The organism is Nonomuraea sp. NPDC049714, from assembly GCF_044465295.1.
In the GTDB taxonomy this organism is placed as follows: Bacteria; Actinomycetota; Actinomycetes; order Streptosporangiales; family Streptosporangiaceae; genus Nonomuraea.
This window is the reverse complement of the sequence record NZ_JBITLM010000018.1, coordinates 196,943-212,294: the sequence shown is the minus strand read 5'-3', so window position 1 is coordinate 212,294 and position 15,352 is coordinate 196,943. Positions and strand designations below refer to the sequence as shown.

General features: G+C 64.0%; 9 protein-coding genes. 3 read left to right on the top strand and 6 right to left on the bottom strand.

The window, feature by feature from the left end:
• Positions 1-1,504, bottom strand: a 1,504-nt coding sequence (locus tag ACIBQX_RS46160; protein WP_397016347.1) for an IS481 family transposase, incomplete at its 3' end; no start/stop codon positions are given.
• Between the two features lie 357 nt (positions 1,505-1,861).
• On the opposite strand from ACIBQX_RS46160, the gene ACIBQX_RS46155 reads away from it, so the two are divergent.
• Together ACIBQX_RS46155 and ACIBQX_RS46150 are read left to right on the top strand one after the other, a co-directional pair.
• Entirely contained in the window at positions 1,862-2,053 is a 192-nt protein-coding gene (locus ACIBQX_RS46155) for a hypothetical protein (protein WP_397016345.1), read from the top strand.
• A 17-nt stretch (positions 2,054-2,070) separates the two neighbouring features.
• Positions 2,071-3,630 carry an AIPR family protein gene (locus ACIBQX_RS46150; RefSeq protein ID WP_397016343.1) on the top strand — a complete coding sequence of 520 codons (1,560 nt, stop codon included), beginning with the start codon at positions 2,071-2,073 and terminating at the stop codon, positions 3,628-3,630.
• Between the two features lie 471 nt (positions 3,631-4,101).
• Here the strand turns inward: ACIBQX_RS46150 and ACIBQX_RS46145 are convergent, their stop codons facing one another.
• Complete coding sequence (locus tag ACIBQX_RS46145; protein ID WP_397016341.1) at positions 4,102-5,139, bottom strand: macro domain-containing protein; 1,038 nt, start codon at positions 5,137-5,139, stop codon at positions 4,102-4,104.
• On the bottom strand, positions 5,136-5,561 hold the full coding sequence (locus tag ACIBQX_RS46140; protein ID WP_397016339.1) for a hypothetical protein: 426 nt from the start codon (positions 5,559-5,561) through the stop codon (positions 5,136-5,138). Before ACIBQX_RS46140 ends, ACIBQX_RS46145 begins: the two co-directional genes overlap by 4 nt.
• Positions 5,562-6,329: 768 nt before the next feature.
• Between ACIBQX_RS46140 and ACIBQX_RS46135 the strand changes: the two genes are divergently transcribed.
• A complete protein-coding gene (locus tag ACIBQX_RS46135) occupies positions 6,330-7,253 on the top strand; it encodes a hypothetical protein (RefSeq protein WP_397016337.1) in 924 nt (307 codons plus the stop codon).
• A gap of 1,283 nt (positions 7,254-8,536) precedes the next feature.
• Here ACIBQX_RS46135 and ACIBQX_RS46130 read toward each other — a convergent pair.
• The 3 genes from ACIBQX_RS46130 to ACIBQX_RS46120 form a co-directional block, all read right to left on the bottom strand.
• Complete coding sequence (locus tag ACIBQX_RS46130) at positions 8,537-9,151, bottom strand: signal protein (protein ID WP_397016335.1); 615 nt, start codon at positions 9,149-9,151, stop codon at positions 8,537-8,539.
• Between the two features lie 554 nt (positions 9,152-9,705).
• The gene (locus ACIBQX_RS46125) at positions 9,706-11,340 is read right to left on the bottom strand and encodes an OmpL47-type beta-barrel domain-containing protein (RefSeq protein WP_397016333.1); all 1,635 of its coding nucleotides are present in this window, start codon (positions 11,338-11,340) and stop codon (positions 9,706-9,708) included.
• Between the two features lie 81 nt (positions 11,341-11,421).
• On the bottom strand, positions 11,422-15,351 hold the full coding sequence (locus tag ACIBQX_RS46120; RefSeq protein WP_397016331.1) for a ThuA domain-containing protein: 3,930 nt from the start codon (positions 15,349-15,351) through the stop codon (positions 11,422-11,424).
• Position 15,352 lies beyond the last annotated feature (1 nt).

The window sequence follows — 15,352 nt, the reverse complement described above, 5'->3', positions numbered from 1 at the left end:
AGGGCCGACAGATCCCGTTGAGGACCTCGAGGTCAGTCAGTCGGTGGGTCAAACCCTGGCGGGAAGCGCTCACCTCCATCATCACTGTCAGTCGGCGTCCGGCGAACTGGTAGCCGACCGAGTACTGCCGGCCGCCGAGCGCGACCAGGCCGCTGGCGTTGATGGTCCGGTCAACCTCGATCACGTCACCAGTCCCAGGGCGAGCCGGCTTGGCCGCAGGCCGGATGGAGGTGCCGCCATCTGCGATCAGCTGCCACAGGTGCCGAGGCGTGAGCCGGGACGGGACTTTCTTGATCCTGACCCCGCCGGCCAGCAACTCGACGGTGCCGGCATCAGCCCGCAGGGTGATCGTGGCTCCGGCCCGGTGAGTGCCGAGCCAGAACTGCTGTCCGCAGACGGCCAGGTTGCCTGAGGCGGGAACGACCCGGGTGAACTCCACGGCCAGGTCGACCGGATCGTTCCCCTCAGCCGGCATCACCGGCTCTGCTGCTTCGGCCTGCACTCGCGGCATCACCACTGGCTCAGGCTGAAGTTCAGGCTCAGGTTCCGCTTGCGAGTCGGGCAGGGTGTGCAGGCCCGATGGCAGCCGCAGCGGCAAGTGGTCATCGTGGCGGGGTTGGAACCGGTCGGCGGGGCGGTCCATGTCCAGAGATTGGTGGGGCCGGTTGGTGTTGTAGTCGTCGACGAAGGCGTCCAGGACCTGCTGGGCATGCTCGATGCTGGTGAACGGGCCATGGTCATCCAGCAGTTCCCGCCGAAGCGTCTGATGGAAGCGCTCCACCTTGCCGGTGGTGGTGGGTGAGTGCGGGCGGGTCAGCCGATGCGTGATGCCGTTCTCGCGGCAGATCCGGTCGAACAGCACCTCCCCGCCGCGACCGAACCGGGCGGTGAACTGCTTGCCATTGTCAGTGAGTAGCTCATCAGGGGTTCCGTACCGGTTCAGCGCCGTGGCCAGGGCCAGGCACACAGCCCGGCCGGTGGGGCGCGCCACCACGGTCGCGGCGACGCAGTAACGGGAGTGGTCGTCAACCCCGGTGACGACCTTGCACTCGGTGCCGTCGGCCAGCATGATCCCGCCGACGATGTCCATCTGCCACAACTGCATCGGTTCGGAGCGTTGCCAGCGCGTGTAGTCCTCACGCCGACGACCTCTGGGGGTGAGCTGCACCAGGCCGTGGCGCACCAGCACCCGGTGCACCGTCGCCCGGGACGGCACCGGTCCGGGGCAACTGCGGCGGGTCAGCTCCCACACCAGCCGGCGGGCGCCCCAGCGGGGGTGGTTACGCCGCAGCTCGCAGATCAGCGCCTCCACCTCGGCCGGTGTCCGCCTCGGCGAGGTGCGCGGGCGGGATGAACGGTCCGACAGCCCTGCCAGGCCCTGATCGCGGTATCGGCCCAGCCATCGATGCACCGCCTGACGTGAGACTCCGAACCGGCGGGCGACCTCGGTGACACTCGCCCCGGATAACACCTGCAGCACCGCTTGATACCGCTGCTCGACCACGCTCAACTCCACCAGCACTCAGCGAAGTGTCACGCATGTCCTGAGCACGATGTGTCACGCACGTCATGAGACCCGACAGACACAGACCGAGATCGGAAAGCAACTTATCTGCACGTCATCAAGGGCGGCGCTGCGCGCCGCCGCGCGGCCCTGCGCTCGCTCGGCGGCCGGGCTGCGGCTCTCCGGCCGGTCCCGGCCGACGGCGACTCCGGGCCGCGCGCAAGGCACACGTCACCCATAGCCCAGTAATCCCCAGCAGACTGCCCAATCGAGACGGTAGTGTCCTGCCAGGGGGCGACCACTGCTTCCAGATGGTTCGAGATACCTGATTTTCATGGCTGTAGCAGGAGGGCCCCGGTGCACACCCTCACCAGCAAGCGCGTTACAAAGTTCGCTCGTGATTTTGGCTTTGAAGGCTCTGATTCTGATTTGTTCGAACGCTATGTCGCGGCGAACTATCTCTTCCAGTACCTCCGAGACGATGTGGAATCGATCGAGCGTTCCATCTCGGTGGCGGCCAAGACGAAGGCGTCGATATCGGTGCAGTAATTGTGAACGGGCAAATTGTGTTCGAGCCCGAGGATGTCGATGAGCTGATTTCGGATCAAAGTGCAAACTCTGCCAAAGTAATATTCATTCAGGTTAAAACGAGTGAATCGTACGACTCGAAGCTCGTTGCGAAATTCCTTCACGGCGTCGAGGCTGTCACTAAATATGCGATGAATCCGCAGTGTATCGCACTACCTCCGCGGCTGGTCGATATGGCGAACCTGATCGACAGGATCGCCGAAAATGGCGACAAGTTTCAGGACAGCCGCATTCCTTGCGAGCTTTACTACGTAACAACCAGCTCGAACGACGGCAAGGGCGTGCAAGGAGAGCTTCAGATCACCGAGGCTCTTGATCGCATCCGTAGTATCGGAGTTTATGCTGAAGACCTCAAGCTCCGAACCCACGGCCGCGAAAAGCTTGCGGCCAAGCAGAAAGAGCGCTACGGCCCACAAAAAGTTCCGTTCAACTTCGAGAAGCGTCAGACGATCCCTGCTACGGAGCGAGTAAGCGAGGCGTACATCGGGCTGATCTCAGGGACCGAGCTGATGAAGCTCCTCAAGGACGAGTCCGGCGAGATTCGGCCCGGTATCTTTGATGACAATGTGCGCCTAGATCTCGGTCCTCAAAATAAGGTGAATCGTCGGATTCTGAAAACCCTCCAGTCGAGCGAGCGCGAGCATTTTCCGTTCCTAAACAATGGCCTCACAGTAATCGCAACAAATCTGCGTGGCCTCGGAGACCGATTCTTCATCTCCGGCTACCAGATCGTGAATGGTGGCCAGACCAGCCATCAGTTGATCCGATGGTCTGAATCCGACGAGGCCCGAAACGCGCCGCACCTCATGGCTGACTTGTGGATTCCGGTGAAGATTGTCAGTTCCCATGATCCTGACGTCCGAAGGAGCGTCGCGATCGCGACTAACCTCCAGACTCCCATCAGCTCGACCGACATCCAAGGTAATACGCAAATCGCAAAGGATGTCGAAGAGTACTTTGCGCAGTCAGGAAAGGATGGCCTTCGCTATGAACGACAGAGCCGGGGTGCGACAATTGAATTCGCACGCACGCGCGTCGTCACCACACCAGAACTCAACCGTGCTGTTGCTGCGACCCTATTTGGGGAGTCATCGCGCGCGATCGGGTCGCCGAAGGATCTCGAAGCCGAGGACTCTTTCGTCTGGGGCGACTATCCTGTCGAGGCCTACTACTACGCCGCGTGGATCATCTACCGAATCGACAGGTATTTCGCGCGAACGGCTGAGTTCGCTACGCTGAAGGCCGCGAAGTACCACATTGCGATGGCCGTTTCAGTATTGATAAACCCTGAATTTTCTGCAATGTTTGAGGAAGCCGATGTTGAGACTAAAGGCAAAAAACTCAAAAAGTCTAAGAAGCTAAATTTTCGCGTTACAGAGAAGCCCTTGTCGGAGCGGATCGAATCAGCCATCGTTACCGCCGCCGAACTCGCCGTCGACGCGTTCAAATCTCCCCTTGCCGAAGGGCGAAGCCTACGCAAGGACGACGTGCGAAGCAGGCGCAGCCAGGAGATGCTTCTGCAAAAGCTGCAGCTGTAGTTAGATCGACGTCTTAACCGAATGGTAGCCAGAGACTGGTCTGAAGATTCAGGAATGCTCGGGCAGGTGGTGAAAAGTTCTACTGGATGCTTCGTGTGGACCTTGATTATGGTTTCGCGGATGGTGCGGCCTGTGCAAAGCGGTTCGCGCAGGTCACACCACGTAGGCCATTCATACGATCACCGCTCTCCTAACCAGGTGTCGGTTGGCTGAGGCCGGGACGATCGCGGACTTCGGTGCCCGTCTCACGGCTGGGGCGATCGCCGGCAAGGCCCTCCTGCGTCGGGCCTTGCCACTGGGTGACCATGGCTGAGGTGACAGCAACACTGACAGCAACGTCCTCGTACGCCAACGCACCCGCGCCCACGTCCACATGCTCCTGACCACAGTCTCGCTCATCCGAGCAGGGTGATTGCTCCGCCTGAAAAGCGGACGGTCTTTTGACCTGGCTGCGTCGTCTTGTCCACGGCGTCAGGAGCCGAGCTGATTGATCTTTCGGCGCGTCGCCCGCATGAGATCCTCCACCCGAGCGATTTCCGCCGTTACGTCCGCGATTTGGTTATCCAGGATGACCGGTACTCCCAAACCCCCATAGCGGGCCTTCTCGATTTCTAGCTTGTTAAGCGAGCCGTAATGGACGTTCAGCAACGTGTTGAGCCCCTCCAGCCGAGTCTGCAGCGCGTTACGCCCCACCTGGCTGTCACGCCAGCGAGGCTCTACCAGCACGTCCTCTGCCAGCTCGACAGCCCGCCGACCCACATCCCCTGCCAAGGTGCCCTTCTGCAATCGGTCGACGTCCTCCACGGTCCGTGGCCGCTGCCGCAGCGCTGCGGCGACCTCCCTGATCTCCTGGAGCAAGTCCTGGAGGGCGGGTCGTAGTCGTTCCAGCGCCTCGTCCTGTGAAAACCGCTCTAGCGTCTGTACGGCTCCCGAGAGCCTGCGGGTCTGTCCGTCCACGGCCGCTAACGCAGCCGCCCGCTGGTAGAAGATGGCCAGGTCGCTTTCCCGCAGCTCGCGTCCCGGTAGCAGACTCAGCCGCACCTCCTCCAGCGACGACCCGCGCGCCAACCGGTCGCAGATCGTCTGGACGAGGATCTGGGCTCCCTGATACAACGGAAACAGACCGGTGCCGGTGCCGAGCGCCGGGAGCGCGATGCTGCGCACTCGAAGGTTCTCCGCCAGGTCCAGCGACCGGTTTACGAGCTGCCTGATGCACGTCGTGTCGGGCATGAGATTTCGATCCAGGTCGATGGTGACGGCATGAAAGACGTACTTGGCGGGTAGCTTCCCCGCCGTCGTCACGCCGACGTCGCCCAGCGATAGCGGCAGCAGCTTTCTGGCATGCAGACGCAATTCCTCACCGGCCTTGACGAAGAGGGCCAGGGAGACACCGCCGCCCATGGTCAGGTAGTTGTCGTCGGAACTCACCAGTACCTCGGCGACCGACTCGGCAAGGTCGCCGTAGCCGACGTGGAACAAGGACGAGCCGATTCGGTAGGCGGTCGTCATTGCGGCTGGCTACGGAGGCGCTCGCGCACCGCCTCCAGGCGCTTGAGCTCGTCCTCGAGTTGGGTTTGCAGGTGGACAGGAGCGTCTCCGGCGTACTTGGCGACCTGTGCTTCCAGAATGCGCACATTCCGTTCGTGAATGCTCAGGAGATTCCGCAGCCTCTCGTGGTTGGTATCCGGTGTCCCGGGAGTTTCGTGCATGCCTGGCTCCTGTCGACTTTCCTCCGTGCTCGGCTGAGCCGCCAACCGGGCGAGCCACCCCGCCAGCCCCAGCGCCACCGCGGCGCCGGCGAACCACAGTGCCTGGGCCCACCAGGGTCCCTCCACGCGGTTGGTCGCGACGCCACCCGCCACGGTCGCCACGGCGCTGCCAAGGGCGATGAGTTGTATTGGTTTTTGCCCGCCCTTTTTCCGCCTTTTCATGAAGACCGGATACCGGTGCGGAGGCTTCTCATTGGAGAAGTGTAAAGGCGTCAGCCTTCCATCCGGGTGAGGAGTCGTTCGCTCACCCCGTCCAATAGATCAGCAGATGCGTGGGGGTGTTGTGCGCAGGCGGGCCCAGCTCATGCCCGACAGCATCGCCACGCCTACGCCGCAAACCTTCAGCACGACCTCCCCACCGGCGCCGTCAATCGGCTTCGGAGTTAACCACCTTGGGTGATGACCGGGGCGGTCAGGCGCTCCACGCCGACCCATATCCACCAGTTGGAGCCGGCTGCGCCGCCGCTATGTGCTGAGTTGATGGCGTAGGGGGAATAAGGGCAATAGAGCTATCCTGGCGGCGGCGATGTGGTAGTGTCTAAGTGGCGTCATCGGTCGGCAGTCTGCGCCAGATAACCCGGTCAATCTTCTGGCGGGCGGGCAAATACCGATTTCAGTTCTGCGGGAAGCTCGTGTTCGCTCATCGATTACGACTAAGGCCGGGTAGTCTTGATCGGAGTGTCATGGCTTCTCAGCCCCTGTCGCCACAACAAGTCACCATTCCGGCCATCCTTAATTCAGCGTGGGGCCGAGTTCTCTTTGTAGTGGCAGCGCATGTGCCACTCGTGTTGGTCGTGATTTTGGTTGCTCCCGCGTTAGTAGCACTGCCGCTTTTTAAGAGCAGGATCGACGATGGTAGAGCGCTAATCGAACTCCTCCATAGATGGAGCGACGACATTCTCAACCGCTGCGCTGGCATCAGGGTTGGGAATGAATAGAGATTTAACTCGTGCTGCTACCAAGCGGGCAGAGTACACTGGAGAGCAATATAGTGCAGCGTTACAAGCCCTCCGCGTTATAGGCGCGCAGCCCTCCTTAATTCCGCATGCGTTAAGTCAGCAAGCATTGCTGGAGACAGATATTCTCCTCGCATTGAATACGGCTGCTTATATCTTGGAGGACGACGATAACTCTGCGGACGAGGCAGAAAAGCTGGGAAACCTTATGCTCATTTCCCGAGTCCATCCCAGGTCGGAGTCGATCACACTTGACGTGCAACGCCCACAACTTGCAGCATTGATTCCATCTCTCCTACCGTATTCCGAAGGGCCTGATGATGACAATGTGATGGGTGTGCCAGGCCTCCGAGCGATCATCAGCGACAGAGGGAACCGGCTTCTGTTGTATCGCCCCGGCGAACAAGGGGTAGCGCAGATTAGGGTCATTGATGATTCAATGCAGCGGCATGACTGGAGGGAGCTGTTGAAGAATCTGCGGCGGACTCTAGATACTGCTTATCACATATGGCACTCATCTCCAAAGGCATGGGCAGATATCGAGCGGCCGGCGCATGAGCTTTTTTCGGAAGATCGATCAAAAAGTTCATGGTTGTGCAGTGGAATTCTGAGACGTTTGAACATCTTCCGGACTTCTGGCAACCCGATTCCGCGCTGGGTTGATGTTTGGAACGGCCATCTTGAGGAGGGTATCAATCTGCAGGTCGAATGGCCCAATGGTCCGTCTGAATCGCGAATTCAATCTCTTTTGTTGGATATTGAGTGCGGCATGCAGCTCAAGGTAGTCTCGAAAGATAGAAGCTGGATCAAGTTGCGGTCTTTGGATCATGAAAAGGCTGGACAGATAGTGCTTCGCCATAATCTGGCGCTAAGTGATGATTCTTATTCACCGGACTAAAATCGTGTTTTTCGCTGTGCCAGAACGCAGGCGCGGAAACATCAGCATCTCGGCACGCTAAACACAAACACGACCGTTCACACACCCTGGCCATGGGCTTGATCAGTCCGATCAGCGTGATTGTGGCCGCCCCCGGAAGGCTCGAGGATTTCTGTCCTGGAACGGTCACCTATGGCGGCCGCCTCGTCATTCCGCCGAGAGCATTTCTTGGCACCGAAGTTGGATTTGCAAGGGTGAGCGTTTTCTGTCTTGACAGCGCTGCTGTCGTCGCGCTTCGATCCCGCGGTGACGTTCGTGGCCGGGAGATCCCGCGGTAGTGGATGGGCTACGCATGGCGAGTTACTAGCATGGCTATAGTCCTCCGAGGACGGTGGGTCGCGTCTTCGTAGAGCTGCGTCCGCTCGTCTTGATCTGGCTCGGCCCCCACTCACACGAGGGCAGAGGGTGCGGCTCTAGTACAGGTTGGCGTGGCTGCTGTACAGCAGCGCCATACAGCGACACCGCCATACGCGACCGCGTGCTATCGATCAGCATCCACTGCTTGACCAGGGCGGGACGCCGCCGACAGGGTGTCTGCCTTCCCTACGGATAAGAAGGTGGTTCGAGTCATCTCGGCCGCGCGCAGGCGGCGTGCGATCCTGGAGCGCATGACGGACCGCCATGTTGTGACGATTCAGGTGACCGGTCGGCCCGCTACCTTCGCCACAGCGCATGAGAAGCCTTGGAAAGATGCTGTTCGGTTGGCCGTCGTTGCGAGCGAGTGGAGCCTCAGGCCGCGCGTTTCGCCGTTCTTTTGGAGTTCCGGCTTGCCACAGCCCGCAACGCGAACGAGGTCTGGGATCTGGATAACCTCATCAAGCCCACGCTCGATGCAATGGAGGGCATCTTCGGCACACGGGCATGGCGGGGGACCCCTCAACCCGCCGATGACAGAGTCGATCGCATCGAGGCTGTCAAGCGTCTTCCAGGGGCGGGCGAGGTTCCAGGGGCAACGATCGATGTGTGGGTTATCGATCCGGACTAACGAGCCCAGGAAGGTCCTTGGCTTCATGCGTGGCTCATGGAACGACGGAGTGACAGCAGCGCTGACAGCAACGTCCCCGCACGGGGACGTACCTCCGCTGCCATCCACTCGTTCCTGACCATGGTTTTGCTCAGCCGAGCAGGGTGATTGCTCCGCCTGAAAAGCGGACGGTCGCCCCGCAGCAGCATCAAGGGCATGGGACCGGTCCTGACTGTCGGCAGGCAGCCAGGGATTCGCTGCCGTTTGCCTGGGACTGCACTTATTCTTGCTGCTCGGCCCCGACGATCAGCGTGTAGTCAACGCCTATGCGGAAGCCGTCTGAAGATCCGCGAATCGTGAGCTTATGGCGGCCTGGCTGTAGCGATTGGAGGCGTACCCAGATGCCGCAAGCGTAGTACGCGGCGGTTCCTTCCTCGTAGGTCAGGGGGTTACCGGCTACACCGGTTACTGCAACGTCTTCCTCTTCCATGCGTTCAGAGGTAACCGGCTTTCCATCGAGTGTGGCCTTGCCTTTCGCTGTGGCCATGAACTCTTTGCATGAGGCTTCGGAGTCGACTTGGTTCACCAAGGGAAAAACCACTGATCGCTTTGCGGGAAGCTTGCATGTCCGCTGCACGATGCCGTCGAAAGTTCCGGCGAGGAACCACACATCCTCCGGTTGGCTTCGATGGCAGAACTCCCCGGTCGTGTCCATTACAGGGTTCGTGTCCGCGCTTTCCGAGGCTGCCCAGGTCCACCAGCGTCCCTGGATCGACTCTGCCGACGGAGATACCGGCTTCAGTTCCGCGCTTTCATCCAGGGCGATCTCGGCCGATCCACAGCCAGCAAGAAGGCCGAGGAGCAGCAGGAGGGGCCAAGCTGATCTTAGGGGCATTCGGGAATCATAAGGCTCCTGATGGAACGCATCCGAACATGCGAGGGGGTCTGGTACGGGGGCGGTTCGTCCAGCAGGACGACTTGTTCGTCCTAGGTGACGGCGAGGGGACTCCAGCCGTTGCCCTCGCAGTAGGTGGGCTTGCGCCGGTGCGCCGGCGGAAGGCGGTGCCGTCGACGCTGATGAGCCGTGAGCCCTTCCTGGGCATCGCCACGGGCGCTTCCAAGCTGCTGCTCTGTTCCGTCGCTGTTCCGTCGGAGTACCGAAGGCAGTGAGAAGTGACGCGAGACGCCCGTAAGCGTAACCGCTGTTCATCCCCATGATCGAGCTATTTTCACAGGTGGCTGGATCGCGCATCGGAGATCATGCAGATCTTCGAAGGCACGAACCAGATCCAGCGCCTGGTGATCAGTCGGCATCTGGCCAAGTGACCTCTGACATGCGAGAACCCGGGCGGCCTGACGGGTGAGCGGCCCCCGTCCTGGAACGGAGGCCGCTCACCGGCTGACGAACTCTGCTCTCGGGGTGGCCGTCACCCCTGCCGGCGGCGGGTGCTACTCGCCGCCGGCTTCCACGATCATGAACTTGGCCGTGCCCACCGACATGTTGCCGGCCTTGTCGGTGGCCCGGTACGACAGGGCGTGCGCGCCGGGCTGGTTGACCGACAGCGGCTGCGTGTACGCCGCGAACGGCTGGCCGTCGAGCGAGTACTCCACGGTGTCCAGACCGGAGCCGACGTCGCTCGCCGTCAGCTTCACCGTCGCCGAGCCGACGTAGTTCCAGGCCCAGTCCTGGGTGCCGGTGACCGCGGCCGACACCTGCGGCAGCGTGGTGTCGTCCTCCGGAGCCACCACGGTGAACCTCAGCGTCGCCACCGGCGAGGTGTTCCCGGCCTTGTCGGTGGCCCGGTACGACAGGGTGTGCGCGCCCGCCTGGTTGACCGACACGGGGGACGGGTACTCGGTGTAGGGCCCGCCGTCGAGTGAGTACTCCACCGTGTCGACCCCCGACTCGGTGTCGCTCACCGAGATCATGACGGTCGCCGAGCCGACGTAGTTGCCCGCCGAGTCCTGCTGGCCCGACAGCTGCGCCGAGACCTGCGGAGGGGTCTTGTCCTTCCCCTGCGAGTCCGCCACCGTGAACTCCACCGAGTCCACGGGCGAGGTGTTGCCTGCCTTGTCGGTGGCCCGGAAGGTCACCGTGTGCGCGCCGGGCTGGTCGACCGACAGCGGCTGCGTGTATGCCGCGAACGGCTGGCCGTCGAGCGAGTACTCCACGGTGTCCACCCCGGAGCCGGCGTCGCTCGCGGTGACCGTGACCGTCGCCGCGCCCACGTAGTTGCCGTCCTCGTCCTGGTCACCGGTCACCGTCCCGGTGACCTCGGGCGGGGTGGTGTCCTCCTCCTGCGGAGCCGCCACCGTGAACTCCACCGAGTCCACGGGCGAGGTGTTGCCTGCCTTGTCGGTGGCCCGGAAGGTCACCGTGTGCGCGCCGGGCCGGTTGACCGACACCGGGGCCGAGTAGGCCGCGAACTCCCCGCCGTCGAGCGAGTACTCGACGGTGTCCACCCCGGACTCGGTGTCGCTCGCCGTGATCGTGACCGTCGCCGCGCCCACGTAGTTGCCGTTCGCGTCCTGGTCGCCCGCCACCTGCGCGGAGACCTGCGGTGCGGTCGTGTCCTCGCCCTCGCCTTCGGTGACGACGAGTTCGCCGGTCATCTCGGGGTGCCCGGGGATCGCGCAGGAATAGCGGTATTTGCCGGGGGTGAGGTTCACCTGGGCGATGTGCCGGCCGCCGTCGGCGTCGAAGGGGCTGGCGATGATGTTGAGGCTGACGTCGTGGTTGTAGCCGGGGGTGGAGGTGTCGAACGTCAGCGTGTGCGTCATGCCGCTGGTGTTGCCGGTGGCCGCGCTGTTCTCGAAGACGATGGTGGCGGGACCCGCCGTCGCCGATTCCGGCGCCGACTTGTACGCGGTCATGCTGTTGTCGGCGGTCCAGGTGAGCACCTGGTCCGCCGCCTGCGTGGCGGTGAGCTGCGTACGGGGCTGCGCGGTGGCCTGGACCGACGACAGGAAGAGCGCGGGAAGCGCCACGGCGAGCAGCGCCATGGCGAGGCGCGGCGCCGTCACCGCTCCGGACGCCCGCCGTAAGGCTCTGATCACGAGGGAGGGGAGAGATCCGACATGCATGTGTCTGCACCTTTCCGAGCTGGGGTGGAGTGCCGGGCACGGGGAACGCTCCCCGGCCCGGCACCCGGCCGGCGTACCGTCCTAGAGTTCGCGCACGCGGATGTTGCGAAAGTCGATCACGTCGTTGCCGCCGTGGTTCTGCAACCCGACGAACCCGCTGATGAACTGGCGCAGGTCCGTGGGCGGGTCACCGGCGCGCGACGACGCCTTGCCCGGCGTGTTGTCGAACTCGTGGATCACCGTGCCGTTGCGGATGATCGTGTAGTGCTGGCCGACCACCCGGACCTCGTAGTCGTTCCACCGGCCCTTCGGGGTCACCCCGGCCCGGTTCAGGCCGTTGGGCGAGAAGTTGTAGACGGAGCCCGTCTTCTGCGGCTCGCCCGTGTCGCCGTCGTAGATCTGGATCTCGTGGCCACAGAAGATCGCGACCCACGCGGGTGACGTGCGCGCTGCGCCGACCGTGCCGCAGCTTCCGGCGGGGCGCTGCTCCAGCGGGGTCCTCGGGTCGGGGAACCGGACGAAGACGCCGCTGTTGGCGCGATGCGGGTCGGGCGAGCTGTCACGGAACTGCAGCCGGACCGAGAAGTCCGCGTACGCCTTGTCGGAGTACCACAGCATGCCCAGACCGCCGGAGCTGCGGATCGTGCCGTCCGGCTGGAGGGCGAACTGCCCGGACGGGGCCTGGCTCCAGCCCAGCAGCGACGACGCCGTGCCGTCGAAGATGGGCTGGTACCCGTTCACCCTCCCGACCTCCGACGTGGCGCCGGCGGTGCGCAGCGCCTCCGCCTCCTGGGCGGTGATGACGCCGTCATCGAGGAGCTGCTGCACGACGGTGTTGAGGTGCTTGACGAACTGGTTGCGGTTCTTCCAGCCGCGCTCGTCGTCGATCAGGTCGTTGATCGTGCAGCCGCCGCCGGCCGCCTTGTTACGCACGCCGGTGAAGGCGTCGAGCAGCTGCACCGTCGGCCGGGCGTCGGGCGCGGCGCAGCCGACCGTGACCGGGATCTTCCCGGTGACCTGCTCGCCGTCGGCGTAGGTGACCTTCAGCGTCGCCTGGTAGGTGCCGAAGGCGGCGTAGGTGTGCGTCGGGGCGGCCTCCTTCGACGGCTCGCTGCCGTCGCCGAAGTCCCACTCCCACGCCACGCCGCCGGCCTTGGCGCTGGAGAACGTCATCGTCCTGGGCTCGGCGTTCTGCCGGGCGGGACGCGCCACGGCGGCCTCCGGGTTCGGCGTCGCCGGGCCGCCCTTGTAGGTGACGCGGACCAGCTTCTGGTTCGCGTGCAGGCTGAAGAAGCCGCTGCCGTAGTCGAGCATGTAGAGCGCGCCGTCGGGACCGAACTTCGCGTCCATCCACGACTGGAGCTGGTTGGCGCCGCCGCCGCCCGGGATGATGCTCCGCAGGTCCTCGGCGAACGCCGGCCGGCCCGCGTCCCGGGCGGTCTCCGGGTTCACGGTCACGGCGATGCGGTTGTTGCCGTTGGACTCGTCACCGATGAACCACTTGTTGTCCCAGTACTCCGGCCACGCGACCCCGCTGGCGGTGTCGGTCTGGGAGCGGTGGTAGGTCGGGCCCGACATGACCGCCTGGCCGCCGCCCTTGAGGTAGGGCATGGTGAAGGTCTCCTCGCCCTGCTTGTACGTCGGGAGACCGCTGCCGTCCTGCCGCTTCGGGTAGACCGGGCCGCCGCCCTGCGGCGAGTACCAGATCATGTTGTCGCGCGCCGGCGGGATGTCGACGAGGCCGGTGTTGCGCGGCGAGGTGTTCTTCAGGTTGTCGCAGTCGTACCACTCGGCGGGCTGGGTGGCGTCGCCGTTGCTGCGGTCGCGGTAGGGCTGCTTGTCGCCCATGCAGTACGGCCAGCCCTGGTTGCCGGCGGAGGTGAGAACCGTCACGGTCTCGTACTTCGCCGGTCCCCACGTCTCGCTGGGGCCGCCGGCGTCCGGACCGACCCAGCCGGCCGTGATCCAGTCGTTCTTCTTGTCCCACTCCAGCCGCGCGATGTTGCGGACGCCCATCACCCAGATCTCCGCGCGGGTCTTGCCGCCGCCCTCTTCCTCGCCGGTGAACAGGTTGCCCTTGGGGATCGTGTAGGTGCCGTCGGGCTCCGGGTGGATGCGGAGGATCTTGCCGTTGAGGTCGTTGGTGTTGCCGGAGGTGCGGCGGGCGTCCTGGAACGAGGTGCCCTTGTAGTCCTGGGTCCAGTTGTTCCCTGAGTAACCGCCGGAACCGCCGGAGGAGTTGCTGTCACCGGTGCCGATGTAGAGGTTGCCGTCCTCGTCGAAGGTCATGCCGCCGCCAGCGTGGCAGCAGCTGTGGATCTGGGTGTCCCACTGCAGGAGGTCCTTGCGGCTGCTCTGGTCGATCGTCTGGGTCCGCGAGTCGTAGTCGAACCGGGAGACCGTCCGCTTGCCGATGCGCCTGTTCCGGTCGATCGACGCGTGCGGCATCCAGTACGCATAGATCCAGCCGTTCTCCGCGAAGTCCGGGTCGAGGGTGATGCCGACCAGGCCCTCCTCGTTCTTGACCAGCTCGTCGCTGCTGCTGCCGCGGTTGCCCATGACGGGCAGCGTGGTCAGCAGCTTGACCTGCTTGGTCCTCGGGTCCCACTGGTGGATGGTGCCGCAGCCGAGGCCCACCTTCGGGTCGTTCCAGTCGGGGATCGGGCCGGTGGCGCAGGCCGCCTTGCCGATGTAGAACACCTTGCCGTTCGGCGCGATGGTCAGGCCGTGCGGCTCGCCGATCTGGTCGAGCTGGCCCTGCGTGTTCGGCGCGGTCAGCCGTTCCGTGGTGTAGTTGGCCGCGATGGTCGCCTGGCAGTCGCCCTGGACGATGCCGGTCGCCCACCGGATGGCGCCGGCGAGGTGCGTGCGGAACTGCTTGTCGCTGTAGCTCGCCGCGGTGCCGCCCATGCCGGTGTAGAAGGACCGGCCGCCGTCGTAGTCACGGCACCAGGAGATGGGATGGAACGGGCCGTTGCCGTTCATGCTCGGGTTGTAGGTCCACTCCTCGACCTGCGCGATCGTGTGGACCTTGCCCACCGGATTGGGGTTCCAGCTCAGCCACTTGTCGGTCCGCGACAGGGTGAGCGGAAGTCCCTCGTTCGCCGGATGCCGGCGGTCGACGATGTCCACGACGGCCTTCTGCTCCTTCGCCGCGGGGGGCGGCGCGGAGTCGGGCCCGAACAGCCGCAGCTCGGCGAGCTGGGTCAGGGGCTCACCGCTGTTCGCGGTGACGTTGAGCCGGTAGTACTGGTACGCCGTGGTGTTCTCGAACTTGTATTCCTTGCTCTGGAATCGCTGGGGGAAGGTCTCCCCGCTGCGCTTGTCGACATCCGTCCAGGTCGTCCCGTTCTGCGAGCCCTGGAGGGTCCAGTCCTTCGGGTCCCGACCGGCGAAGTCGTTGGCCGACGTCAGCGCGTAGTGCGCCACCGCGACGGGCTTGTCCAGTTTGCCCTGCACCCACGCGGTCGGTGTCCGGGCCAGCCACTTGGTGTCGTTGTCCCCGTCGAAAACCTTGTCCTTGGTCTCGTTCGGCGGGTTCTCCGCGCTCGCCGCGCTCTCTGTCACCTTCTCCGCGATGGGGAGGGCGCCGACGGGACGGGTGCCGATCAGTTCGGTGAACCAGGCCGAGTCCACCTGCGCGCGGGCGGCATCGCGGATGCCGACGAACCCGCCGCCGCTCCTGATGTACGCCTGGAAGGCGGCGAGCTGCGATTCGTCCAGACTCACGCCCTTGGCGGACAGGAACACCACGCCGCGGAACCGAGCCAGGTTGTCGGCGGTGAAGACCGCCGGATCCTGGGCCTCCTCGACGGAGAACCCGTTCTTCTTGCTCAGTTCCCTGATCGCCGTCGCGGCCGCCCGCACCGGGTCGTCCTGCTGCGCGGCCTGACCGCTGAAGACCAGCACGTTGACGGCCGGCTTCTTGGCGGCCGGGGCGGGGGCCTGTGCCTGGGCCGACACGGCGGTCGGGGTCGCCAGTCCGAGCATCAGGACGGCACTCGACATCATG

Excerpts from the sequence above, each read along its gene's own strand:
- ACIBQX_RS46125 (WP_397016333.1), bottom strand. The coding sequence starts at position 11,340 with ATGCATGTCGGATCTCTCCCCTCCCTCGTGATCAGAGCCTTACGGCGG.
- ACIBQX_RS46140 (WP_397016339.1), bottom strand. The coding sequence starts at position 5,561 with ATGAAAAGGCGGAAAAAGGGCGGGCAAAAACCAATACAACTCATCGCC.
- ACIBQX_RS46130 (WP_397016335.1), bottom strand. The coding sequence starts at position 9,151 with ATGCCCCTAAGATCAGCTTGGCCCCTCCTGCTGCTCCTCGGCCTTCTT.
- ACIBQX_RS46135 (WP_397016337.1), top strand. The coding sequence starts at position 6,330 with ATGAATAGAGATTTAACTCGTGCTGCTACCAAGCGGGCAGAGTACACT.
- ACIBQX_RS46145 (WP_397016341.1), bottom strand. The coding sequence starts at position 5,139 with ATGACGACCGCCTACCGAATCGGCTCGTCCTTGTTCCACGTCGGCTAC.
- ACIBQX_RS46120 (WP_397016331.1), bottom strand. The coding sequence starts at position 15,351 with ATGATGTCGAGTGCCGTCCTGATGCTCGGACTGGCGACCCCGACCGCC.